The organism is Reyranella sp. CPCC 100927, from assembly GCF_007859315.1.
GTDB lineage: Bacteria > Pseudomonadota > Alphaproteobacteria > Reyranellales > Reyranellaceae > Vineibacter.
Genome location: NZ_VOHA01000033.1, coordinates 50620 through 71722, shown reverse-complemented (window position 1 = coordinate 71722; position 21103 = coordinate 50620). Strand labels below are relative to the sequence as shown.

Here is a 21103-nt window from a genome sequence, read left to right as displayed (position 1 = left end):
GCACTATAGAGGAAATCGTGCCGTCAATCAGAGCGCGGCGAAAGGCCCAGGGTTCCGTTGCCAACGGGGATCAACTTACTTTCCGTACCTGGAACAAAAACAAAGTCATGCGGCGCGTGCGGCGGCCTGCACATCGCGCATCTGCCGCTGGCGCGTACGGTTCATCAGCCAGCCGGCGATCACGACGGCAATCGCCACCACGGTCACGATGATCGTGGCCAGAACGTTGACCTGCGGGCTGACCCCTAGGCGCACGCTGGAATAGATCAGCATCGGCAGGGTCTGCGACTGTGGCCCGGCCACGAACTGCGTCAGGATCAGATCGTCCATCGACAGGGTGAAGGCGAGCAGCCAGCCCGAGACCAGGGCGGGTGCGATCAGCGGCAGGGTGATGGTGCGAAACACCGTGAATGGCCGCGCGCCGAGGTCCATGGCCGCCTCCTCGACGGAGCGATCGAAGTCGGCGAGCCGCGACTGCACCACGACGGCCACAAAGGCCAGCGAGAACGTGATATGGGCGATGGCAATGGTGGTGAAACCGCGCTCGGGCCAGCCCAGCAGCTGATCCAGGGCAACGAAGAGCAGCAGGGTCGCGATGCCCATGATCACCTCGGGCATCACCAGGGGCGCCGCGATCAGGCCGGCGAACGCCGTGCGGCCGGCAAACCGCGGATAGCGCGCCAGGGCGAAGCCGGCCATGGTGCCCAGCACGGTCGCGACGCAGGCGTTGACCAGCGCGATCTGGAACGACAACAGCGCCGCATCGAGCATGGTCTCGTTGCGCAGCAACTCGCCCCACCATTTGAGCGAGAAGCCGCTCCACACCGTGACCAGCCGCGACTCGTTGAACGAATATACGATCAAGGTGAGGATCGGCACGTAGAGGAACGCGTAGCCGAAGGCCAGAGCGACGAACAGCAGGCGGGGCATGCGGTCGGTCATCGCGCGCCTTCGACTCCGTCATCCCGAGCGCAGCGAGGGATCTCCTGCGATTGACGCACGTGCGCCCTTTGCGGGAGATCCCTCGCTGCGCTCGGGATGACAGTGTGCAGCATCGTCATCATCATCGCGCCATCTCGCGGGCACGGGCACGTTGGAACAGCACGATGGGCGCCACCAGCACCACCAGCATGACCATCGCCACGGCCGACGCCGCCGGCCAGTCGCTGTTGGAGAAGAATTCATCCCACAGCACCTTGCCGATCATCAACGTTTCGGTGCCGCCCAGCAGGTCGGGGATCACGAACTCGCCCACCGCCGGGATGAACACCAGCAGGCAGCCGCCCATGATGCCGGGCAGCGACAGCGGCAGCGTGACGGTGAGGAATGCACGCTCCGGCCGGGCACCGAGATCGGCCGCCGCCTCGAGCAGCGATCGGTCGAGCTTCTCCAGCACGGCGTAGAGCGGCAGCACCATGAACGGCAGATAGGCGTAGGCGATACCGAGATAGATCGCCCATTCCGTGCCCAGCAGGGTGCCCGGGTCCTCGACCAGGCCGCTGCCGCGCAGCACCTGATTCAGCAAGCCGTTCTCCGACAGGATGCCCTTCCAGGCATAGATGCGGATCAGGAATGACGTCCAGAACGGCAGGATCACCGCCATCAGCAAAGGCCCGCGCCAGCCGGCCGGAGCCCGCGCGATTCCGTAGGCCATCGGATAGCCGATCAGCAGCGTGATCAGCGTGGCGATGGCCGCGATCCGCAGGGAGTTCAGGTAGGCGGCGGGATAGAGCGCGTCGGCCGCCAGTTGGGTGTAACTCCTGCCCGAGCCGGACAACGTTACCGGCGGCACCGTGTCGGGCGTGTTGTCGGCGAAGCTGATGGCGGCAACGATGATGAAGGGTGCCGCGAAGAACAGCAGCAGCCAGAGATAGGGCAGGGCAATGACGATCCGCCGACCCCAGTCGGCGCGGGATACGCCGATCGTGCTCATCGCGGCATCACCACGACGGCTTCGGGCGCCCAGCCGACCCGCACAGGATCGCCGCGGCCGATCGCACCCGCGGCGCGCCGGTCGGCGTTCATGCGCGTGATCTGTATGGCGGCACCTGACTGCAGTTGGACATGGAAGATCGACTCGTCGCCGAGATAGACGATATTGCGCACCGTCCCGGCCAGGCCGCTGCCGACATCGCTCGTGGACAGCGACAGCTTCTCCGGGCGGATGACGATGGCGACCGGACCCGCCGCTGGGCCCTCGCTCGCCGTGGCACTGATCTCGCCGCCCAGCGGTTCGCAGCGGATGCGCAGCCGATCATCGGCGCGGCCGACGATCTCGCCGTCGAAGATGTTGGCCAGCCCGATGAAGTCGGCGACGAAGCGGCTGTTGGGCTGCTCGTAGATTTCGGCCGGTGCGCCGACCTGCACGATGCGGCCGTGGTCCATGACGGCGATGCGGCTGGCCATGGTCATCGCTTCATCCTGGTCGTGCGTCACCATGACGAAGGTGATGCCCAGCCGCCGCTGCAGCTCGACCAGTTCCAGCTGCGTGCGCTCGCGCAGCTTGCGGTCGAGCGCGGCCAGCGGCTCGTCGAGCAGCAGCACCTTGGGCCGCTTCACGATGGCACGTGCCAGCGCCACGCGCTGGCGCTGGCCGCCGGACAGCTGGTGCGGCTTGCGCTGGGCCTGGGTGCGCAGCTCGACCAGATCCAGGGCCTGCGCCACGCGTTCCTCGATCTCGGCCCTGGGCAGGCCCTCGCGCTCCAACCCATAGGCGACGTTGCGCGCCACGCTCATGTGCGGGAAGAGCGCATAGGACTGGAACATCATGTTGACGGGCCGCGCATAGGGCGGCACGGCGGTCATGTCGACGCCGTCGATCACGATGCGTCCCTCGGTCGGCACCTCGAAGCCGGCCAGCATGCGCAGCAAGGTGGTCTTGCCGCAGCCCGAACCGCCCAGCAGGGCGAACAGCTCGCCGGCGCCGATCTCGAGATCGACACCCGCCACGGCCGTGACGTTACCGAAGCGTTTGACGACACTCTCGATGCGGATGAAAGGAGACGTGGTCACGATGCGGACGTCGTCCAGGGCGCTCGCTCTGTCATTCCGAGCGTAGCGCGGGGTCTTTCAGCGGTGCGCAGACGATTCATGGGGAAAGATCCCTCGCTGCGCTCGGGATGACGGTGAAGACGCCGTTCGTACCATCATCGACCCGTCTTGATGTTGGTCCACAGCCGCGTGCGCAGCCTGGTCTGCTCCTGGTCACCCGGGCTGATGGTGAACAGCTTGGCGCGCACGGCTTCGGGCGGATAGATCAGCGGATCGCCCGATACGTCCTTCTTCATCAGCGGCACGGCGGCCTTGTTGCCGTTGGCGTAGCCGACGGCATCGCTGGAGGCGGCGGCGACCTTGGGGTCCAGGAGATAGTCGATCCAGCGGTGCGCCTCGTCGACGTTCTTGGAGTCTTTGGGGATCGCCATCACGTCGATCCACAGCTGCGAGCCTTCCCTGGGGATGCTGTAGGTGACTTTGACCGCCTCGGGCTTGGCCTTGGCGCCGCGGTCGCGTGCCTGAAGGATGTCGCCGGAGAAGCTGAAGGCGACACAGATGTCGCCGCGCGCCAGCGAGTCGATCATCTCGGCGCTGGTGAATTTGCGGATCGAGGGGCGCACCTTACGCACGACGTCGGCCGCCTTCTCCAGATCCTCAGGCTTCTTGCTGTCGGGATCGAGGCCGAGATAGAGCAGCGCCGCCGGCAGCACGTCCGTCGGGCTGTCGAGCAGCATCACACCACAGTCCTTGAACTTCGCCACGATCTCGGGGTCGAAGATCAGCTTCAGGCTGTCGACCGGCGCGTCGGGCATGCGCTTCTTGACGGCCTCGACGTTGTAGCCGATGCCGGTGGTGCCCCACATCCAGGGCACGCCGAAGGCGTTGCCGGTATCGTACTTGGCCAACGCCTTCATGATGTCGGGATCGAGATTGCCGTAGTTCTTCAGCTTCGCCTTGTCGAGCGGCCGGAACAGGCCGGTGGCCATCTGGCGCGCGAAGTGCGGCGACATGGTCGGCGTCACGACGTCATAGCCGGACCGGCCGGTCTTGAGCTTCGCGTCGAGAATCTCGTTGGTGTCGTAGGTCGTGTAGTTGGCCTTGATGCCGGTCGCCTGCTGAAACGCCTTGGGCGCATCCTCGGCGATGTAGTCCGTCCAGTTGTAGACGTTCACCACCTTGCCCTGCGACCAGCCGTCGGTAGCGACCAGCGCCAGCGCGAGCGCGGTCGCGAGGGAAAGGAAGCCATGCCTCATTTTCGGGAGCACTCCTCTGGCGACAACCGGATCCAGCCGATGTTTGCGACGCAACGCAGCGAAACGCAACACCGCTCTTCGCCGCTCTGTCCCTTCTCCCGCGAGCGGGAGAAGGTGGCCGCTACGCAGTGGCGGCCGGATGAGGGTTACCGGACTCCGCCCGCCGCATCTGTAGTCCCTCGCGGGCGAGGGGAATGCGCTCTCACACCCCGAGATATCGGTGCTGCAGTGCCTCGTCGCCGGCCAATGCGGCGGAGGTGCCGCTCCAGACGACGCGGCCTTTCTCGACGATGTAGTGCCGATCGGCGAGCGCGATCAGGGCGCCGACATTCTTGTCGATCACCAGGATGGCTTGGCCGTCCTCCTTCAGGCGGCGCAGGCAGTTCCAGATCTCCTGGCGGATCAGCGGCGCCAGACCCTCGGTCGCCTCGTCGAGGATCAGCAGCCGTGGGTTGGTCATCAGCGCGCGGCCGATGGCCAGCATCTGCTGCTCGCCGCCGGAGAGCTGGTTGCCCATGTTGGTCTGCCGCTCGGCCAGCCGCGGGAAGAATTCGAAGACGCGCGGCAGGGTCCATGGGCTGGGGCGCGCGTCGCGATTGGCTGCCGCCGCCACCAGGTTCTCGCGCACGGTGAGGTTGGGAAAGATCTGCCGGCCTTCCGGTACCAGCCCAAGGCCCAGCCGGGCGATGCGATGTGATGGCAGGCCGGCGATGTCCTGCGCGCCCAGCCGGATCATGCCCGAGCGGGGCGCCACGATGCCCATGATGGAATGCACCGTCGTCGTCTTGCCCATGCCGTTGCGGCCCATGAGCGTGACCACTTCGCCGGCGCCGATCGCAAACTCCATGCCGAACAGTACCTGGCTCTCGCCGTACGCCGTGGCAAGTCCGCTCACCGTCAGCATGGCCGGCTCCTGAACCATCACGTGCCCTCCGACTCGCCGAGATAGGCCGTGCGCACCTCGGGATTGGCGCGGATCTCGGCCGGTGTGCCGGTGGCGATGGCGCGGCCGTAGACCAGCACGGTGATGCGATCGGCCAGCGCGAACACGGCATCCATGTCGTGCTCGATCAGCAGCATCGTGCGCTGCCCGCGCAGGCCGCGCAGCAGGTCGACCATGCGTGCCGACTCCTCGGGCCCCATGCCGGCCATCGGTTCATCCAGCAACAGCAGGCGCGGGTCGCACGCCAGCGCCATCGCCACTTCGAGCTGGCGCTGCTCGCCGTGCGACAGGCTGGCAGCGGGATCGTCGGCCCGATGCGCCAAGCCGACCGCCTCCAGCGCCGCGCTTGCCGGTCCGCGCAGCGAGCGATCGGACCGCGCCGGCTGCCAGAACCGGAACGAGTGGCCCTGGCGCGCCTGCTCGGCCAGCGCCACGTTGTCCAGTGCCGTGAAATCGCGCAGCACGCTGGTGATCTGGAATGACCGGGCCAGTCCCAATCGTACCCGCGCCGCCGCCGGCAGCGCGGTGATGTCGCGATCGGTGAATGTGATGCGACCGGCATCGGGACGCAGGAAGCCCGAGAGCTGCGCGATGAGCGTTGTCTTGCCGGCACCGTTGGGGCCGATCAGGGCATGCACTTCACCGTCGCGCACGTCGAGCGACAGGTTGTCGGTGGCCACCAGCCCGCCAAAGCGCTTCACCAGGCCCTCGACCTTCAGCATGGCCTCAGCCATGGCGGGGCCTCCCGAACAGGCTGTCGATGCCGCCGCGGGCGTAGAGCACCACCAGGATCAGGATCGCGCCCAGCGCGATCTGCCAGTACTCGGCAAGCCGCAGCCAGGACTCCAGGGCGCCGGCACCGGGGCCCAGGACGGCGGCCACGCCGTCATGCAGCCAGGTGAGGACGACCTTCAGCAGGCCGGGCAGGAACTCCTCCAGCAGCAGGAAGGCGACGGCGCCATAGACCGGGCCGAGCAGGCTGCCCATGCCGCCCAGCACCACCATGACGATCAGGTCGCCCGAGCGTGTCCAGTGCATCATGGCCGGCGAGATGAACTCGGTGTGGTTGGCGAGCAAGGCACCGGCCAGGCCGCAGATGGCGCCGGCGATCACAAACGCGGTCAGCCGATAGCGGAACGTGGGCATGCCCAACGCCTGCATGCGCTGTTCGTTGGACTTGGCGCCGCGCAGCGCCATGCCGAAGCGCGAGTTCACCAGCCGGTGCACCAGGCCGAGCACCAGCAGCAGCACGACGAACGAGACGACATAGAAGGCGGTGGTCTTGTCCGGGCCGCGCGTGGGCAGCAGGCCGGCAAAGTCGCTGCGCCGGTTGATGGTGAGCCCGTCGTCGCCGCCGTAGGGTTCGAGGCCGACGCCGACATAGTAGACCAGCTGTGCGAAGGCGAGCGTGATCATGATGAAATAGACGCCGCGCGTGCGCAGCGACAGCGCACCGATGGCGAGTGCGAACAGGGCCGACAGTCCGATCGCGACCGGGAACTGCAGGAAGCCGTTGGTCACGCCATGATGCGCCATGATGCCGACCGCGTAGCCGCCTAGTCCGATATAGACGGCGTGGCCGAAGCTCACGATGCCGCCATAGCCCAGGATCAGGTTCAGGCTGATGGCGGCGATCGCCAGGATCAGCACGCGCGTCATCAGGGTGAGCGCGAATTTCTGGCTGATGATGCCGGCGGCATCCAGCCACGGCGCGTACAACGGCAGCAGCCCCAGCAGCACCAGAACGAGTGCCGCGATGCGCCCGCGCCAGGTCGCGAACGGCGTCAGGAGCTCGGTCATGCTCAGCCGCGCGCCCCGAACAGGCCGGTGGGGCGCCAGACCAGCACGCCAGCCATCAGCAGGTAGATCGCCATCGAGGACAGCGCCGGCGCCGCCGTATTGGCCGCCGTCACCGACAGGAAGCTCTTCAGCAGATCAGGCAGCAGCGCGCGGCCCAGGGTGTCGATCATGCCCACGATCATGGCGGCGATGAAGGCGCCCTTGATCGAGCCGATACCGCCGATGACGATGATGACGAAGGCCAGGATCAGGATGTTGTCGCCCATGCCGATCGACACGGTCACGATCGGTCCCGCCATCAACCCGGCCAGCGCCGCCAGTACCGCGCCCAGGCCGAACACCAGGGTGAACAGCGCCTCGACGTTGATGCCGAGCGCGCCGATCATGGTGCGATTGGAGGCGCCGGCGCGGATCCACATGCCGGTGCGGGTGCGTGTCACCAGCCAGTACAGGAACAGCGCCACGGCGGCGCCGACCACGATCACCGCGAAGCGGTAGGTCGGGTAGGGCAGGTCAGGCGTCAGATAGATCGGCTGGTTGAGCCAGGCCGGCAGCGGGATGCGCCGTCCGTCCGGCCCCCACACCGCCCGCACCAGGTCGTTGGCGATCAGGATCAGCCCGAAGGTGGCCAGCACATGGTCCAGGTGGTCGCGTCGGTAGAGCTTGCGCACGACGACGATCTCGACCACGACGCCCAGCAACAGGGCAGCCGGCAGCGCCAGCAATGCGCCCAGAACGAAGGAGTCGGTCCAGGCAGTGAAGCTGGCGCAAAAATAGGCACCGAACATGTAGAGCGAGCCGTGCGCCAGGTTCACGAGATCCATGATCCCGAACACCAGCGTCAGTCCCGCTGCCAGCAGGAACATCAGCAGGCCGAGCTGGATGCCGTTGAGCGTCTGTTCGATCAGTAGGGTCATGGCTCTTCCACCTCCCCCCTTGTGGGGGAGGTCGGCGGCGCGCAGCGCCGACGGGCGGGGGGTGTGCAAACAGGATGCCGCATACGGCGACCCCCCTCCCTATCCCTCCCCCACAAGGGGGGAGGGGACATGAGGTGCGCGTCGTCGATCGCGATACGCCTCACTTCATCTTGCACTTGTCGCCGTAGGCGTCCTTGGCGTCCTTCATGGCAACGCCCACCGTCTTCAGCGTGAAGTTGCCTTCGGCGTCCTTCACCGTGTCCTGGATGTAGAAGTTCTGGATCGGGAACTGGTTGTTGTTGAACTTGAAGTCGCCGCGCAGCGACTTGAAGTTCGCCTTCTTCACCTCGGCGCGGACCTTGTCCTTGTTGGACAAGTCACCCTTCACCGCCTCGACCGCCGAGGCGATCAGCATGATCGTGTCGTAGCTCTGGGCGCCGTAGAAGGACGGATAGACGCCGTGCTTCTTCTTGAAGTCGGCGACGAACTTCTTGTTCTGCTCGTTGGGCAGGTCGTTGACCCAGGACTGCGCACCGGGCACGCCGAGCGCCAGGTCCTTGAGCTGCGGCAGCGACAGCGCGTCGATCACGAACGCGGTGTACAGCGGGATCGTGCCCTTGAGCCCGGTCTGGGCGTACTGCGACAGGAACTGCACGCCGTGCGCGCCGGGGAAGAACGTGAAGACCGCATCGGGCTTGGCGGCGCGCATCTTCGACATCTCGGCCGAGAAATCGAGCTGGTCAGGCCACTTGGTGAGGTCCTCGCCGACGATCTCGCCTTTGAAATAGCGCTTGAAGCCGGCCAGCATGTCCTTGCCGGCGGCGTAGTTGGCGCTGATCAGGTAGACCTTCTTGATGCCCTTGTCCTGGACGAACTGGCCCATGGCGCTGGGCGTCTGGTCGTTCTGCCAGGAGGTCGAGAAGTAGTTGGGATTGCACAGTTCGCCCGCGATCTGCGACGGGCCGGCGTTGGAGCTGATCAGGATGGTGTCGCCGTCGTCCGTCACCGTCTTCAGCGAGGCCAGCAGCACGTTCGACCAGATATAGCCGCCGACGAAGTGCACCTTGTCCTGTTGGACCAGCTTCTCGGACTTCTGCTTGCCGACCTCGGGCTTGAACTGGTCGTCTTCGTAGATCACCTCGATCGGCTTGCCGGCCATCTTGCCGCCCAGGTGCTCGACCGCCAGCTCGACCGAGCGACGCATGTCCTGGCCGATCGAGGCCTGCGGGCCGGAGTAGGTCGAGACAAAGCCGATCTTGATCGATTGCTGGCCCCAGGCCGGAGCCGACAGCACACCCAACAGCGCCGCCGAGGCGAAAAGCCTGCTCTTCATGGCGGAAGTCTCCCTTCAATGCGTGACACATGTCCCGCCACGTGACGCGGGCGGGTTTGGCTGGGCGGTATAGAAGCGGAAAACCAGTGGGGTAACAAACATTTTCGCGTCTCAGTGCAAGGCAAACACCTAAGGCTGCGTGCAGCCCCAGCCTTCCGTCAAACGTCGGCCGGAAAGGTAACGATGGTTTGGCATGTGAAGCGCGCCACGGGACCCTATATTGCATAGGATGGCGGCAGCGCGACCGACTGGTCGGGTCTGTCCAGTGTCGGCGCCGCGCGCTGTCCTTGAGGCCACCCATGCGTATTCAGGCCGGATTCGAGCTGATCTACGATTGCCCGAAGCCCACGCCGATGCTGCTGACGCTGAGCGTGCACCCCTCGCGCGTGGCCGACCTCGCCAACCCGGACCAACTGGCGTGCGCGCCCTCCCTGCCGCTGCGTGAATATGTCGACGGTTTCGGCAACCGATGTCATCGTATCGTGGCGCCGGCCGGCCGGCTGAGTCTTGCGGGCAACTTCGTTATTCACGACACCGGCCTGCCGGACGCCGTTGTGCCCCATGCCCGGCAGAGCGAAGTCGCCGATCTGCCCGACGAGACGCTGATCTTCCTGCTCGGCAGCCGCTACTGTGAAACCGATCGCCTGTCAGATGCGGCCTGGTCGTTGTTCGCCGCGACGCCGATGGGCTGGACCAAGGTCCAGGCGATCTGCGATTTCGTGCACCGGCACATCGCCTTCGACTATGCCCAAGCACGGTCCAACAAGAGTGCGCTCGACGTGTTCCGTGAACGCACCGGCGTATGCCGTGACTTCGCCCACCTCGCGATCACGCTGTGCCGCTGCATGAACATTCCGGCGCGCTACTGCACGGGCTACCTCGGCGACATCGGCGTTCCCCGGGATCCGGCGCCTATGGATTTCAGCGCCTGGTTCGAAGCCTGGCTCGACGGCAGCTGGTACACCTTTGATGCCCGCCACAACAGACCGCGTATCGGCCGCGTCCTCATGGGCCGCGGTCGCGACGCGACCGATGTGCCGATCAGCAATGCCTTTGGTGCCAACATCCTGGCCGGGTTCAGGGTATGGACGGATGAAGTGGCGGGGTAGGATCATCGTCTGGATTGGTCGCGAAAGGACGTCCAGCTGCACCGTTTCGTAGTACCATTGGGCCATGTTCATCCGTTCCGACCAGGCCGGCCCGATCTATCAGCAGCTCTACCGCCGCATGCGCGAGGCGATCCTGCGCGGCGAGCTGCAGCCGGGTGCACGGCTGCCGGCGACCCGGACCCTGGCCGAGGATGCCGGTGTGTCGCGCAACACCATTCTGCTGGTCTATGACCAGCTGCGCGCCGAAGGCTATGTCGAGGGCCATGTCGGTGCCGGCACGTTCGTGGCGCGCGAGCTGCCTGACGACGTGCTGCGGCCGGCGCCGCGGACGGCCCGCGTCGACGAGGCGGCGCCGCCGCCTCTGGGAATCTCGGCCTATGCCAACCGGGCCCGGATCATCCTGTCGCCGGTGGCGGCGCCGTCGGCGGCCAACCTGCGCTACGATTTCCGTTACGGGCTCCCCGGGGTGGCGGAATTCCCACGCGACATCTGGCGCCGGCTGCTGGCGCGGCAGGCCAAGCGCTTTTCGTCCGAGACGTCGCGCTATGCCGACCCGGCCGGACTGCCGCGCCTGCGCCAGGTGATCGCTGAATATCTGCGCCGCGCCCGGGCGGTCGACTGCGACGAGAGCCGGGTGATCGTCGTCAACGGCTCGCAGCAGGCGCTCGACCTGATCGCCCGCACGCTGATCGATCCCGGCAATCGGGTTTTGGTCGAGGATCCGCATTATCTCGGCGCCCGCGAGGTGTTCCAGGCCGCCGGTGCACGCCTGGTACCCTGTCCGATCGACGACGACGGCCTCGATATCGAGCGGGCGCCCAAGGCCGCGGGCCAGGCCCGGCTGGCGTACGTCACGCCCTCGCATCAATTCCCGACCGGCGCCGTGATGCCGCTGGCGCGCCGCCTCGCCCTGCTGGCGTGGGCGCGCAAATCCGGCGCCTACGTGATCGAGGACGATTACGACAGCGAATTCCGCTATGGCGGGCGGCCGGTCGAGGCGGTGCAGGCGCTCGATACCACCGGCCAGGTGATCTATGTCGGCACTATGTCCAAGACGCTGTTCCCGGCGTTGCGGATCGGCTTCCTGGTGCTGCCGTCGCCCCTGGTGAAGCCGGTGCTGGCCATCAAGCACCTGTCGGACCGTCACACGGCCACACTGCAGCAGTCGATCTTGGCCGACTTCATCGGCGAGGGGTACTTCGAGCGCCACGTGCGCCGCGCCCGCACCCAGAACGCGCGCCGGCGCGCGGCGCTGCTCGATGCCCTGGCCCGCATCTTCGGCGACAAGGTGGTCGTACAAGGCTCTAACGCCGGCCTGCATCTGGTGGCGTGGTTTCGCGATCGGCCGGCAGTGGATACCGCCAGGATCGTCGACGCGGCCGCGGCGGGTGGCATCGGTGTCTATCCGATCAACCCGTACTACCTGAGCGAGCCACCCTCGGCCGGCCTGCTGCTGGGCTACGCCGCCATGAGCGAGCGCGAGATCGACGCCGGCATCCGCCTGCTGGGTCGCGTGCTGGGGTAGGGAGGCGAACAGTGGGGGCGTTCTTGCATATGGTGGTGCAGGCACACTATATACGACTACAGTAGTCATATGTCAGGTGCCGCGATGCGCGAGATCCAGTTGCGTGACGCTAAGGCCACTCTGTCGGCTGTCGTCGACGAGGCCAAACAGGGAAAACCCGCGGTCATCACGCGCCACGGAAAGCCGCAGGCGGTGATCATGAGCTATGAGGAATGGCGTCGGCTGTCCGATGTGCCGTCGTTTGGCCGGCTGCTGATGGCGGCGCCCGTCGAGAAGGGCGACCTGCCGACCCGCAACCGCAGTCGTCTGCGTTCGGCCGACCTTTGAGTCCGTATGTATCTGGTCGACACCAACGTCATATCGGCCGCAGCGCCCGGACGGGTGGCGGCGTCCGACGTGCAGGACTGGATGGATGCGCAGTCGGCAGCCTTGTTCCTGTCCGTGATAACAATTGCCGAGATCGAAGACGGAATTGCCAAGGTCCGGCGCGAGGGAGCAACGCGCAAGAGCGCACGTCTGACCGCATGGTTGGAGACAGTCCTGCATCTCTACGGCGATCGAATCCTACCCTTTGATACAGCAACGGCACGGATTGCCGGCGCACTGTCCGACCGTGCGCATGGCAAAGGTCAAGCGCCGGGCTTCGCCGATATCGTGATCGCCGCTACTGCGCGCCGCCACGGGCTGACGGTCCTCACGCGCAACCTCAGGCATTTCGGACCTTTGGGCGTACCGGCCATCGACCCGTTTGCCGCATTGCCCTCACCGTGATGGGCGTCATCGGCATGGGGGTTTATGCCAGCGCCGCCACGTCCACCTGATTGGTGTTGTAGGTCGTGGCGCCGCACGGGGCCGAGCGGTCGGCGGTCACCGCATTGGCGCAGCCGCTGCGGTCGGTGCCGTCGCCATCGGGCGCGAACCAGGCGCCTTCCTTGATCGACACCACACCGGGCGCCATGCGGCTGGTGACCTTCGCCGGCAGCACGGTGGCACCATACGCGCTGAAGACCCGCACCAACTGGCCATCCTTGATGCCGCGCGCCTTGGCGTCGGCCGGGTTCAGCCACACGTCGTCGGGGTCGACCCGCGCCAGGTCGGTCTGGTTGCCGTGGATCGAGTGGGTGCGCGCCCGCGACTTGGGGCTGCACAGGCTGAGCGGATAGCGCGCGTCAGGCTCGACCGGCGGGATCCAGGTCGGGATCGGCGGCATGGCGCCCAGCCCATAGGGATCGGGGTTGGCCGCCATCGCCATCGAGTAGACCTCGATCTTGCCCGAGGGCGTCGAGAATTTGTGGTTGTCGGGATCGCGGATCTGCTTGGCGAAGGCGACGGCGTCCTCGGGCGCCGCGAACCGCGCCACGCCCTTGTCCATGAACGCCTCGAAATCGTCGACGGCGTCCTTGGTGAGTTCGCGCAGCCAGTCGATCTCGTCGGTGTCGTTGTAGCCTTCGATGCCGACGCGGTGTGCGAGGTCGGCAAAGATGTCGATATCGTTGCGGCATTCATACATCGGCGCGATCGCCTGCTTCATGAAGATCGCGTAATGCCCGGCGCCGGCCCACGGCGTGTGCACGTCGTTGCGTTCCCAGAAGGTGGTGGCGGGCAGCACGATGTCGGCATGTTGTGCCGTGGGCGTCAGGAAGTGGTCCTGCGCCACGATGAACTCGACGCCATCCAGCGCCGCCGCCATCTTGCCGGCATTGGGCGCCTGGTTGAAGAGGTTGCCGCCCACCGAGTAGATCAGCTTGATGTCGGCGGGATAGCCGCCGGCCTTGCCGCGCGCCAGCAGGTCGGCGAGCAACGGTGAGGAGACCCGGGCGTCGATCGGGTTGTTGCCCGTCGGCAGGCTGCGGATGCCGGCCCGACCGGTGGCGCCATTGCTGACGCCGGAATTGCCGCCGACAACGCCGGTATTGCCGGTGATCGCTGCGAGCGCGTAGGCGGCGCGGTGGAACTGCTCGCCAAAGGCCGTGCGTCCCGGCGCGTAGCCGCACTGCAGGGCCGCCGGCTTGGTGGTGCCGAACTCGATGGCCAGACGCCGGATCGTCTCGGCCGGTATGCCGGTGATCTCGGCGGCCCATTCCGGCGTCTTGGGAACGCCGTCGTTCAGGCCCAACAGGTAGGAGCGGTATGAAGCGCCCACCGGCGCGCCTTCAGGCAGGTGTTCCTCGTCGAAGCCCAGCACGTAGCGATCGCAGTAGGCCTGGTCGTGCAGGCCTTCGCTCACGATCACGTAGGCCATGGCGATCAGTGCCGCGGCATCGGTCGAGGGTCGGATGAAGATGTGCTCGTCGGCCAGCGCGCTGCTGCTGCGGGTCCGCCGCGGATCGACGCAGACGATGCGCGCGCCCTTGTCCTTGGCCCATTTCAGGTAGCGCTGCGTGCCGGTGCCGAACGTGCCGTCAGCGGGGCTCCAGCCCCACATCAGGATCAGCTTGGAGTTGACGTAATCGGTCGGCTCGCGGCCCGACGACTTGTAGTCGGCCTTGGCGCCGAACGTCATGTGCACGGCAAAGACCTCGGCCTCCGCCGACATGTTGGACCACAAATCGGTGTAGCCGCCGAACATGTTGAGGAAGCGCTTGGCGGCGCCGCGGCCGTGCAGCATCGAGAGGCTGCCCGAGCGCGAGCCGTCGAGGATGGCAGCGTTGCCGTACTGCGCCCGCACCCGCAGCATCTCGCGTGCCACGGTATCGAGTGCCTCGTCCCACGAGATGCGCTCGAACTGGCCCGAGCCGCGCGGGCCCGTACGCCGCATCGGGTACTGCAGGCGGTCGGGATGGTAGGTGCGCTCGATCTGGCCGACACCACGGGCGCAGGCCGGCAGCGGCGGCAGCTCGGGATTCCATCGGCCGGGATCGGTCGAGATCTTCACGATCTTGCCGTCGGCGACGTGCGCGTTGACCACGCAGCGTCCACCGCAATTGTGACCGCAGGTGCTGGTGACGATGGTCTCGCCTGGCCGCGGCTTCAGCCGCGGTTGCTGGTAGAGGGTGGTCGCCTGTGTCATGGGCCTACCTTAACACCATCTCGTCGGCCGTCGAACCGTTCAAGGTTCGATGGCTGCCGAAGCATTTCCTCCCCACGCAGTGGGGAGGTGCCCCGAAGGGGCGGAGGGGACCTGACGTGGTCCCTTGTAACTGAGACCACGTCGGGCCCCATCCGGTCTTCGGCCACCTTCCTCACTTGCGTGGGGAAGGGAACTACTCTGCCGCCACCTTGCGCGGCGCGGCCGTCACGTCGCCCAGCTCGGTCATCAGCGTCTCGAGCTTCTTTGCATCCTCGCGCGAGAGCATGCTGATCGGTGGTCGCGGCTTGCCGACCGGGCGGCCCAGGATCTCGAATGCGGTGTGGCTGGCGCGCACGAGGCCCTTGTCGCGCGTGAAGGTGGCGATCGGTGCCAGGCGGTACCACAGGGCGCGCGCGGCATCGATGTTGCCGGCGCGCACCAACCGGAACAGCTCCACGCAATGGCGCGGCGTGATGTTGGCCAGACCCGACGTCCAGCCCTCGGCGCCGATCATCAGCATCTCGAACGCCGCCGCATCACGGCCGGCGAAGATGCGCAGGCGGCCGGGTAGCATCTGCGCCAGGATGCTGGTGCGCAGCAGGTCCGGCGACGCCTCCTTGATGCCGAAGATGTTGGGCGTCTCGACCAGCTGCGCCACGACATGCGGCTGGATGTCGACACCGCTCAGCCGTGGATTGTTGTACAGCATCAGCGGCAGGCGCATCGAGCCGGCGATGGTGCGGTAGTGCGCCAGCAGCTCCTCGTCGTTCAGCAGCCAGTAGGTGATCGGCACCACCAGGACGGCATCGGCGCCCACCTGCTCGGCATGGCGCGACAGCCGCACGGCCTCCGCCGTGGTGATGGCGCCGGTGCCGACCATCACCGGGACGCGGCCGGCGACGTGGCGCACCAGCACTTCGGCCGCCATGCGCCGCTCGTCCTCGGCGAACGAGCCGATGGCGCCGGTGCTGCCGAACAGGGTGAGGCCGTCGATGCCGGCGGCGATCTGCTCGTCGGCCAGGCTGCACAGCCGCGCGCCGTCGATCGAACCGTCCGCCGTCGTCGGTGTCAGCAGGAAGCTGACGACGCCGGTGATGGGCTTGGTCATGGGTGTCTCCTTCAAATCAGCGCAGGGGTGAGAAGGGTGCCGGCACCATCAGCCGGTTTTCCTGGTGCACGATCATCGGCCGCACCTGGCGGGCATAGGCTTCCCACGCCGGGTCGGCCCGCAAGGCGGTGCGCCGGCGCGTGCGGTCGGCGAGGTCGTCGAACGCAACCATGTGGACGACCTGGTTCAAGGTGCCGACCTCGGTGGCGAAAATGCCCACCACGCGGCCCATGGTCTTCAGGTAGATGTCGGCGCCGTGTTCCGCCTCGATGCGGAAGTAGTCGGCAACCTTGCCGGGTTGCAGGGTGTAGATGCGTTCCTCGACGATCATGCCGTGTGGCCTCGATCCGGCTCTGGTTCAGGGAACGCCAGCGTCCCTGGATCGGCGCCACGGACCAAGAACCAATGCCGTGAAAGTACGCCGGGCCATTGGCGGTCGCCGGCCCGGGCCGGGACGGGCGATCCAGTCGCGGGCGGATGCAATTTGCCTTGTCGAGCCCGCCGCAGGGCACTTATCGTCGGTTGCAGTCGAAGAGAATCGTGCAGTCGATGGGAGCGCCGTGATGTACAAGACCTACACTGTGGCCCTGGGCGGCGGCGGGGCTGCACCCAAGATCGATGACACGGTCCCCGCCATTGTGCAGGGGCCGCTGATCCGGTTGAACCAGCAGGATGTCGTCAGCGGGCGGTGGTTCGCCGGCGCGGGCCATTCGAAAACGGGTGCGTTCTCGCACCTGGGGTCGATCGGCACGGCCGGACTGTCGCATTGCATCGGCGTCTGCGCGGTCTGGAACAAGATTGGAAACACGTTCTCGCAAGGCTACTGCGCCCACCTGAGCTCGGTGAACGGTACGGCCTACAATGCCTGCCTCGCCGACCTTCAGGGCTTTGCCCAGCACGATCCCTGGGTCGCGGTCTCGTTTGGCAACACCGGCAATTGGGCCAGGAGGCTCGCCGACGCGTTGAATCAACGCGGCATCGACGACGACCACATCTGGGTCTACCAGCGTGCCCACGGCTCGAACACCTTCGGTGTCGATAAGTTCGGCAATTTCGGCGAGATGTAGGATCAGTCCCGCAGCGTGATCAGCACCGGCTGGTGGTCGGAGACCTGCGTCTGCGTATCGTAGACGACGTCGGTGACACGCGGCGCGAGGTCGTCCGTCACGAAGATGAAATCGCAACAGTGTGGCTGGCCTGCGACCTGCTCGTAGATGCAGAACGACAATGGATGCGCTGCGCCGGGGTTGCGTAGCGTCCAGGCATCAACGAAAGACGGTATTCCGTCGCTGAACGGTACTGACAGACGCCCATAGGACGGATCGCTCGTCTGCATGTTGAAGTCGGCGGTCAGGATCGCGGAGCGGGTCGCCGGATAGGGCCGGAACATGCTGTCGGCCGGCAGCGGCGGCTGCGCGGCGCGGGCTGACGCCTGCCGGTGGATGTCGCGAATGCCCTCGACCGAGGCGGCCCGTAGCTTGGGCGAGTAGTATTCGAGATGCGTCGTCATCACCCGCACCGGTCCGAACGGTGCCATGACGACGGCCTCGATCAGCATGCGCGGCATGCTGCGGGTGGCGTCGGCCTCCCACGGCAGGATGTGGCGCAGCACCTGGCCCACCGGCAGGCGGGAGAGCACCATGTTGCCGAACCGCTTGCGCCGCCCATCGGAGGCCGGCACGTCGACGCCGATTCCGTCGATCGCGGTATAGCCCGGCAGCAGGCGCGCGATCTCCGCGAACTGGTCCTCGCCGCGGTTGGCCTTCAACTCGGGGAAGTTGTCGGCGACCTCCTGCAGGCACAGCACGTCGAAGTCAGCGATGCGCCGGGCGTCGGCGATGATGCGCGCCAGATCGTTGCGGCCATCGATGCCGACGCCGAACTGGATGTTCCAGGTGATGAGTTTCATGTCCGCGTTCTATCGAATGCCGGCGCGCATGAAGCTCTGCACGAACTGGCGCTGGAACAGCAGGAAGGCCAGCAACAGCGGCGCCGAGGTGAGCAGCGTGGCGGCGCAGATCACCGACCAGTCGATGCCCTGGTCGCCCGACGAGAAGACCTGCAGGCCGACCGTGAGCGGGCGGGATTCGACGGAGTTGGTGACGATCAGTGGCCACAGGAAATTGTTCCAGTGGTAGCTCACCGACACCAGGCCGTAGGCGATATAGACCGGCCGCGCCAGCGGCACGTAGACCTTGAGCAGGACCTGCACCGCGTTGGCGCCTTCGACCCGGGCCGCATCGTCCAGTTCCCTGGGCACGGTCTTGAACGTCTGGCGCAGCAGGAACACGCCGAACGCCGAGGCGATGTAGGGGAGCGCGATCGCCGGGATCGAGTCGAGGATGCCGAGCCGGCTCATGGTGCGGTAGTTCTCGACGATCAGCACGTCCGGCATGATCATCAGCTGCACCAGCACCAGCATGAAGGCGATCTCGCGGCCGGGAAATTCGTAACGCGCGAAGGCGTAGGCGGCCAAGGTGCAGAGCACGAACTGGCTGACCAGGATCAGGGTCACCAGCAGGAACGAGTTCAGGAAGTAGCGTGCGAAGGGGGCTGCTGCCCAGGCGCGCGCGAAGTTCTCCAGGCTGAGCGGCGCATCGAGCGTGAAGCGGGCCGAGAATTCGGACGGATGGAATGCCGTCCACAGCGCGTAGAGCAGGGGCAGGACCCAGAGGAACGCCAGCAGGCCGGCGCCGGCGCTCTCGACGAGACGGGCAAAGCCCCGCGGTTCGTAGGGATCGATGCGCATGGGGCCGCTCATCGGTAGTGCACCCGGCGCTCGAGGAAGAAGTACTGGCCGAAGGCCAGCGCGGCGAGGATCGCCAGGAGCACTGCCGTGATCGCCGCGGCGTAGCCGGTGTCCCAGAAGCTGAAGCCGACCTGATAGAGGTGGTACAGCAGCAGCGACGTGGCATTGTCGGGGCCGCCGCGGGTCATGACCACGATGTGGTCGATCGTACGGAAGGCGCCGATCACGGCGTTGACCAGCACGAACAAGGTCGTGGGCATCAGCAGCGGGAACTGCACCCGGCGGAAATAGGTCCAGCGCGAGGCGCCTTCCAGCGCCGCGGCTTCGGCCAGATGCGGCGGGATCTGCTGCAGCGCGGCCAGGTAGAAGATCATGAAGAAGCCGGCCTCTTTCCAGATCGCCACCACGATCACGCAGAGCAGGGCCGTGCTGGGGCTGCCGAGCCAGTTGTGCGAGGGCGCACCGAAGGTGCCCAGGACCTGCTCCAGCAGGCCGTATTGCGGCGTGTAGAAGAACAGCCAGATGTTGGCGACCGCGATCATCGGCAGGATGGTCGGCGTGAAGAACGCCATGCGCACCAGCGTGCGCCCCACGATGCGGTCGTTGACCCATACCGCCATCAGGATGGCGAGCGCGATCGACAGCGGAATAGTGCCCACCGCGAACCACAGGCTGTTGACCAGCGAGGTCCAGAACACCGGGTCCTCGACCATGACCTGGTAGTTGTCGAGCCCGACGAACACCGAGCCGCGCGCACCGCGTGGCGTCGACCAGAAGCTGTCGATCAACGTCGCGACGGCGGGAAAGTGCGTGAACAGCACCAGCAGCGCCATGGCCGGCAACAGCAGCAACCAGCCATGGATGGCGGCCATTCCCTTCTCCCCGCGTAGGCGGGGAGAAGGTGCCCCGGAGGGGCGGATGAGGGGCTTGTCTGTGGATGAAGCGGACACGGCTCTGATTGCTTGTGCGAGATTGTGGAAACGCCGCGAAGCCCCTCATCCGGCGCTTCGCGCCACCTTCTCCCCGCCGGCGCGGGGAGAAGGGATTCACTTCTTGTACGGCCGCAGGATGCGGGTGGCCTCGGCCTGGGCATCCTTCATCGCCTGCTCCGGCGTCTTGGCACCGGTCAGCGCCGCCTGCAGGCCATCGTTGAGCGCCTTCGTCACGCGCTGGTTCTCGTGCGTCGACAGCTCGGCGACCGCGTGCGGCAGCTGATCGCGGGCCACGGCGGCGGCCGGAAAGCCCTCGACATACTTTTTCATCACAGGCGTGTCCCAGGCATCGGGACGTACCGCGACGTAGCCGGTATCGATGCCCCATTGCGCGGCGCGTTCGGGCGTGGTGATCCACTTGATGAAGGCCAGCGCCGCGTCGCGCTGCTGCGGCGTCGATTTCTTGAAGACGTAGAAATTGCCGCCGCCGGTCGGGCTGCCGCGCCGCTTGCCGGCCGGCAGCATGGCCACACCGAAATCGAACTTGGCATTGTTGCGCACGTTGGTGAGGTTGCCGGTGGTGGTCCACATCATCGCCGTCTTGCGCTCGAAGAAGTCCTTGGGCGTCGTGCCCCACTCGACGATGCTGGGCGGATGGACCTTCTGTTTGCGGCTGAGGTCGACCCAGTACTGCAGCGCCTGCGCCACCTCGGGCTTGTCGTAGTAGGTGGTGTCGCCGGCCTGGTTCATCAGCTCGACGCCGTTCTGGGTGGTGAAACCCTGGAACAGCCAGTAGGGGAAGCCCGACGACGGCACCTGGATGCCCCATTGGCTGGTATTGCCGGCGGCGTCGCGCTTGGTGAGCTTCTCCGCCATGACAGCCTGCTCGGCCCAGGTCGCCGGCGGCTTCTCGGGATCGAGCCCGGCTTCCTTGAACAGTTCCTTGTTCCAGTACAGCACCACGGTCGAGCGCTGGAACGGGATGCCCCAGGTCTTGCCGCCGGTCTGGCTGTTGAACATGAAGGCGGGGTAGAAGCTCTTGATCCAGGCCGCGTCGGTGGCGCCCTTGGCCAGGTCGTCGAACGGGACGATGGCATCCTCGTCGATCAGGGTGAACATGTCGGTCGACAGCAGCACCGATGTCACCGGCGGCGTACCGCTCTTGTGCGCGGTCAATGCCTTGACGATGGTCTCCTGGTAGGTGCCGGCATAGATCGGCTTGACCTTGATGCCGGCGTGCTCCTTCTCGAAATCGGCGGCCAGGCCGTCGATGATCTTGGTGATCGGGCCGCCGACGGCGACGGGATAGAAGAACGAGACCTCGACCGTCCCCTGCGCGGTGGCTGGTGCCGCGACCAAGCCGCCGGCGACCGCGGCTGATCCGCCGATGAATGAACGTCTGCGCATGTGTGCCTCCGTTGTTCGCTCTT

Annotated in this window: 21 protein-coding genes; 5 read left to right on the top strand and 16 right to left on the bottom strand. The window is 66.4% G+C overall.

The features are described from left to right. Positions 1-105 precede the first annotated feature (105 nt). The 9 genes from FQU96_RS39390 to FQU96_RS39350 form a co-directional block, all read right to left on the bottom strand. Positions 106-942: an ABC transporter permease subunit gene (locus FQU96_RS39390; protein WP_146546909.1), complete on the bottom strand. Its 837-nt coding sequence runs from the start codon at positions 940-942 to the stop codon at positions 106-108. 121 nt (positions 943-1063) lie between these two features. Continuing rightward, the gene (locus FQU96_RS39385) at positions 1064-1933 is read right to left on the bottom strand and encodes an ABC transporter permease (RefSeq protein ID WP_146546908.1); all 870 of its coding nucleotides are present in this window, start codon (positions 1931-1933) and stop codon (positions 1064-1066) included. After that, complete coding sequence (locus FQU96_RS39380; protein ID WP_255468847.1) at positions 1930-3012, bottom strand: ABC transporter ATP-binding protein; 1083 nt, start codon at positions 3010-3012, stop codon at positions 1930-1932. The genes FQU96_RS39385 and FQU96_RS39380 overlap by 4 nt, the downstream gene beginning before the upstream one ends. A 134-nt stretch (positions 3013-3146) precedes the next feature. After that, on the bottom strand, positions 3147-4247 hold the full coding sequence (locus FQU96_RS39375; RefSeq protein ID WP_146546906.1) for a polyamine ABC transporter substrate-binding protein: 1101 nt from the start codon (positions 4245-4247) through the stop codon (positions 3147-3149). 202 nt (positions 4248-4449) lie between these two features. Next, positions 4450-5169 (bottom strand): ABC transporter ATP-binding protein, encoded by a 720-nt coding sequence (locus FQU96_RS39370; RefSeq protein WP_255468846.1) that lies wholly within the window; start codon positions 5167-5169, stop codon positions 4450-4452. Next, a complete protein-coding gene (locus tag FQU96_RS39365) occupies positions 5169-5924 on the bottom strand; it encodes an ABC transporter ATP-binding protein (RefSeq protein WP_218575058.1) in 756 nt (251 codons plus the stop codon). The genes FQU96_RS39370 and FQU96_RS39365 overlap by 1 nt, the downstream gene beginning before the upstream one ends. Next, a complete protein-coding gene (locus FQU96_RS39360) occupies positions 5917-6990 on the bottom strand; it encodes a branched-chain amino acid ABC transporter permease (protein ID WP_146546905.1) in 1074 nt (357 codons plus the stop codon). Before FQU96_RS39360 ends, FQU96_RS39365 begins: the two co-directional genes overlap by 8 nt. A 2-nt stretch (positions 6991-6992) precedes the next feature. After that, complete coding sequence (locus tag FQU96_RS39355) at positions 6993-7907, bottom strand: branched-chain amino acid ABC transporter permease (protein ID WP_146546904.1); 915 nt, start codon at positions 7905-7907, stop codon at positions 6993-6995. 160 nt (positions 7908-8067) lie between these two features. Then, positions 8068-9240: an ABC transporter substrate-binding protein gene (locus tag FQU96_RS39350; protein WP_146546903.1), complete on the bottom strand. Its 1173-nt coding sequence runs from the start codon at positions 9238-9240 to the stop codon at positions 8068-8070. 299 nt (positions 9241-9539) lie between these two features. Between FQU96_RS39350 and FQU96_RS39345 the strand changes: the two genes are divergently transcribed. From FQU96_RS39345 to FQU96_RS39330, 4 genes are all read left to right on the top strand, one after another. Further along, positions 9540-10349, top strand: coding sequence for a transglutaminase family protein (locus FQU96_RS39345; RefSeq protein WP_146546902.1), 810 nt, complete (start codon positions 9540-9542; stop codon positions 10347-10349). Positions 10350-10413: 64 nt separating this feature from the next. After that, positions 10414-11874: a PLP-dependent aminotransferase family protein gene (locus FQU96_RS39340; protein WP_146546901.1), complete on the top strand. Its 1461-nt coding sequence runs from the start codon at positions 10414-10416 to the stop codon at positions 11872-11874. 84 nt (positions 11875-11958) lie between these two features. Continuing rightward, positions 11959-12201, top strand: a complete 243-nt coding sequence (locus FQU96_RS39335) for a type II toxin-antitoxin system Phd/YefM family antitoxin (RefSeq protein WP_146546900.1) — start codon at positions 11959-11961, stop codon at positions 12199-12201. A 6-nt stretch (positions 12202-12207) separates the two neighbouring features. Further along, positions 12208-12645, top strand: a complete 438-nt coding sequence (locus FQU96_RS39330) for a type II toxin-antitoxin system VapC family toxin (protein WP_146546899.1) — start codon at positions 12208-12210, stop codon at positions 12643-12645. A gap of 22 nt (positions 12646-12667) precedes the next feature. On the opposite strand, the gene FQU96_RS39325 is transcribed toward FQU96_RS39330, so the two are convergent. From FQU96_RS39325 to FQU96_RS39315, 3 genes are all read right to left on the bottom strand, one after another. Continuing rightward, the gene (locus FQU96_RS39325; RefSeq protein ID WP_146546898.1) at positions 12668-14884 is read right to left on the bottom strand and encodes a molybdopterin-dependent oxidoreductase; all 2217 of its coding nucleotides are present in this window, start codon (positions 14882-14884) and stop codon (positions 12668-12670) included. 193 nt (positions 14885-15077) lie between these two features. After that, positions 15078-15992 carry a dihydrodipicolinate synthase family protein gene (locus tag FQU96_RS39320; protein WP_146546897.1) on the bottom strand — a complete coding sequence of 305 codons (915 nt, stop codon included), beginning with the start codon at positions 15990-15992 and terminating at the stop codon, positions 15078-15080. A gap of 16 nt (positions 15993-16008) precedes the next feature. After that, complete coding sequence (locus FQU96_RS39315) at positions 16009-16323, bottom strand: NIPSNAP family protein (protein WP_146546896.1); 315 nt, start codon at positions 16321-16323, stop codon at positions 16009-16011. Positions 16324-16555: 232 nt separating this feature from the next. On the opposite strand from FQU96_RS39315, the gene FQU96_RS39310 reads away from it, so the two are divergent. Further along, entirely contained in the window at positions 16556-17059 is a 504-nt protein-coding gene (locus FQU96_RS39310) for a hypothetical protein (protein ID WP_146546895.1), read from the top strand. Positions 17060-17061: 2 nt separating this feature from the next. On the opposite strand, the gene FQU96_RS39305 is transcribed toward FQU96_RS39310, so the two are convergent. From FQU96_RS39305 to FQU96_RS39290, 4 genes are all read right to left on the bottom strand, one after another. After that, positions 17062-17901 (bottom strand): endonuclease/exonuclease/phosphatase family protein, encoded by an 840-nt coding sequence (locus FQU96_RS39305; RefSeq protein ID WP_146546894.1) that lies wholly within the window; start codon positions 17899-17901, stop codon positions 17062-17064. Between the two features lie 9 nt (positions 17902-17910). Further along, on the bottom strand, positions 17911-18741 hold the full coding sequence (locus FQU96_RS39300) for a carbohydrate ABC transporter permease (protein ID WP_146546893.1): 831 nt from the start codon (positions 18739-18741) through the stop codon (positions 17911-17913). Positions 18742-18749: 8 nt separating this feature from the next. Then, positions 18750-19613 carry a carbohydrate ABC transporter permease gene (locus FQU96_RS39295; protein ID WP_146546892.1) on the bottom strand — a complete coding sequence of 288 codons (864 nt, stop codon included), beginning with the start codon at positions 19611-19613 and terminating at the stop codon, positions 18750-18752. A gap of 174 nt (positions 19614-19787) precedes the next feature. Then, positions 19788-21080, bottom strand: a complete 1293-nt coding sequence (locus tag FQU96_RS39290) for an ABC transporter substrate-binding protein (protein ID WP_146546891.1) — start codon at positions 21078-21080, stop codon at positions 19788-19790. Between the last annotated feature and the right edge of the window lie 23 nt (positions 21081-21103).

Excerpts from the sequence above, each read along its gene's own strand:
- FQU96_RS39340 (WP_146546901.1), top strand. The coding sequence starts at position 10,414 with ATGTTCATCCGTTCCGACCAGGCCGGCCCGATCTATCAGCAGCTCTAC.
- FQU96_RS39365 (WP_218575058.1), bottom strand. The coding sequence starts at position 5,924 with ATGGCTGAGGCCATGCTGAAGGTCGAGGGCCTGGTGAAGCGCTTTGGC.
- FQU96_RS39370 (WP_255468846.1), bottom strand. The coding sequence starts at position 5,169 with ATGGTTCAGGAGCCGGCCATGCTGACGGTGAGCGGACTTGCCACGGCG.
- FQU96_RS39350 (WP_146546903.1), bottom strand. The coding sequence starts at position 9,240 with ATGAAGAGCAGGCTTTTCGCCTCGGCGGCGCTGTTGGGTGTGCTGTCG.
- FQU96_RS39355 (WP_146546904.1), bottom strand. The coding sequence starts at position 7,907 with ATGACCCTACTGATCGAACAGACGCTCAACGGCATCCAGCTCGGCCTG.
- FQU96_RS39305 (WP_146546894.1), bottom strand. The coding sequence starts at position 17,901 with ATGAAACTCATCACCTGGAACATCCAGTTCGGCGTCGGCATCGATGGC.
- FQU96_RS39320 (WP_146546897.1), bottom strand. The coding sequence starts at position 15,992 with ATGACCAAGCCCATCACCGGCGTCGTCAGCTTCCTGCTGACACCGACG.
- FQU96_RS39295 (WP_146546892.1), bottom strand. The coding sequence starts at position 19,613 with ATGGCCGCCATCCATGGCTGGTTGCTGCTGTTGCCGGCCATGGCGCTG.
- FQU96_RS39345 (WP_146546902.1), top strand. The coding sequence starts at position 9,540 with ATGCGTATTCAGGCCGGATTCGAGCTGATCTACGATTGCCCGAAGCCC.
- FQU96_RS39325 (WP_146546898.1), bottom strand. The coding sequence starts at position 14,884 with ATGACACAGGCGACCACCCTCTACCAGCAACCGCGGCTGAAGCCGCGG.
- FQU96_RS39385 (WP_146546908.1), bottom strand. The coding sequence starts at position 1,933 with ATGAGCACGATCGGCGTATCCCGCGCCGACTGGGGTCGGCGGATCGTC.
- FQU96_RS39315 (WP_146546896.1), bottom strand. The coding sequence starts at position 16,323 with ATGATCGTCGAGGAACGCATCTACACCCTGCAACCCGGCAAGGTTGCC.
- FQU96_RS39335 (WP_146546900.1), top strand. The coding sequence starts at position 11,959 with ATGCGCGAGATCCAGTTGCGTGACGCTAAGGCCACTCTGTCGGCTGTC.
- FQU96_RS39300 (WP_146546893.1), bottom strand. The coding sequence starts at position 18,741 with ATGCGCATCGATCCCTACGAACCGCGGGGCTTTGCCCGTCTCGTCGAG.
- FQU96_RS39330 (WP_146546899.1), top strand. The coding sequence starts at position 12,208 with ATGTATCTGGTCGACACCAACGTCATATCGGCCGCAGCGCCCGGACGG.
- FQU96_RS39310 (WP_146546895.1), top strand. The coding sequence starts at position 16,556 with ATGTACAAGACCTACACTGTGGCCCTGGGCGGCGGCGGGGCTGCACCC.
- FQU96_RS39360 (WP_146546905.1), bottom strand. The coding sequence starts at position 6,990 with ATGACCGAGCTCCTGACGCCGTTCGCGACCTGGCGCGGGCGCATCGCG.
- FQU96_RS39375 (WP_146546906.1), bottom strand. The coding sequence starts at position 4,247 with ATGAGGCATGGCTTCCTTTCCCTCGCGACCGCGCTCGCGCTGGCGCTG.
- FQU96_RS39390 (WP_146546909.1), bottom strand. The coding sequence starts at position 942 with ATGACCGACCGCATGCCCCGCCTGCTGTTCGTCGCTCTGGCCTTCGGC.
- FQU96_RS39290 (WP_146546891.1), bottom strand. The coding sequence starts at position 21,080 with ATGCGCAGACGTTCATTCATCGGCGGATCAGCCGCGGTCGCCGGCGGC.